A 1,339-nucleotide genomic window follows, 5' to 3' on the forward strand; every position below is an offset into this window, starting at 1 on the left:
CCTACGCGGGGTCGTCCTCCCCCAGGTACCGCTCGTACGCCGCCAGCGTCTCCACGAACGTCCGCCGCTCGGCCGCCGTCAGCGGCTCCAGCGCCCTCCGCCACGCCTGCGCGCTCTGCCCCAGCCAGGCGTCGATCGGCGGGCGGCGCTCCGCCGTGATGCCGACCAGCTTGCGCCGCCGGTCCGCCGGGTCCTCGCGCCGTTCCAGGACGCCCTTGCGGCTCAGCTCGCCGACCATGAGGCTCACGGTCGTCGGGGCCACCTCCAGCCGCTCGGCCAGCTCGTTGACGCTGGCCTCGCCGTCGAAGAGCAGGTAGGCGAGGAGGGAGAGGTGCCGCGGGGCGAGCGCGAGGGAGTGCAGCTCGCGGGGGACCGGCAGCCGTTTCGCGCGCCCCACCATGCGCGGCATGAGCAGCAGCAGCGTACGGATGGCGTCGTCGACGCCGGTCCCGGCGGTTGACACCGCGGCACTCCCCTCTTAGCTTTGCTCGCAAAGATACTTTGCTTTCAAAGCAAAACCTTCTACGGCGTGAGCGCGATGCTACCCGCGAGCGCGAGAGGCGGTCCCCGTGCCGACCGAGCAGCAGACACCCAGCCCGGCGGAGTTCAACCGGCAGGTCATCAAGGAGTTCCGGGCGAACGGCGGCCGCGTCGGCGGCATGTTCGAGGGCGCGCCCCTCGTGCTGCTCACCACCACCGGCGCCCGCAGCGGCACCCGCCGCACCAACCCCGTCGTCTACCTCCGCGACGGCGCCCGCCTCCTCGTCTTCGGCTCCAACGGCGGCGCCGACAGCCACCCCGCCTGGTACCGCAACCTCCTCGCCCACCCCCGCGTCACCGTCGAGATCCACGACGCCGGCGCCCCCGGCGGCATCGCGGCGTACGAGGCGGACGCGGCTCCCCTCCCCGCCGCGGAGCGCGACCGGATGTACGCGGTGCAGGCCGGACTCGACCCCGCCTTCGCCGCGTACGAGCGCGGCACGGACCGCACGATCCCCGTCGTCGCCCTGCACCCCAACCCCTTCGCCGACCCGCAGCGCCGCAGGGCCGCCGGGGAGCAGCTGCTCAGGGCGCACGACGGGCTGCGCCGCGAGCTGGCCGGCGTGCTGGCCGCCGCCGAGGACCGCCCCGCGGCGACCGCGCAGGCTCCGGAGCGGGCCCCCGCGCCCGCCCCCGCTCCCGTCCTCCGCGACCTCCGCCGCCACTGCCTCGCCTACTGCACCTCCCTCGAAGACCACCACCGCGCGGAGGACGGCGCCCTCGGCGCCATGGCGCGGCAGTTCCCCGACCTCGCCCCCGCCGTCGCCCGGATCCGCGAGGAGCACCGCGAGGTCACCGC

Annotated in this window: 2 protein-coding genes; one reads left to right on the plus strand and one right to left on the minus strand. The window is 75.4% G+C overall.

All coding sequences use genetic code 11. The annotated features are described in order from the left end of the window. Position 1 precedes the first annotated feature (1 nt). A complete protein-coding gene (locus tag H5J30_RS33645; protein WP_181791557.1) occupies positions 2-463 on the minus strand; it encodes a MarR family winged helix-turn-helix transcriptional regulator in 462 nt (153 codons plus the stop codon). Between the two features lie 106 nt (positions 464-569). Between H5J30_RS33645 and H5J30_RS33650 the strand changes: the two genes are divergently transcribed. Next, positions 570-1,339 (plus strand): nitroreductase family deazaflavin-dependent oxidoreductase (locus tag H5J30_RS33650; protein WP_181791558.1); only part of this gene is annotated, 770 nt, incomplete at its 3' end.

Origin of the sequence: Streptomyces phytophilus (assembly GCF_013870535.1) — a bacterium.
GTDB classification, from domain to species: Bacteria; Actinomycetota; Actinomycetes; order Streptomycetales; family Streptomycetaceae; genus Streptomyces; species Streptomyces phytophilus.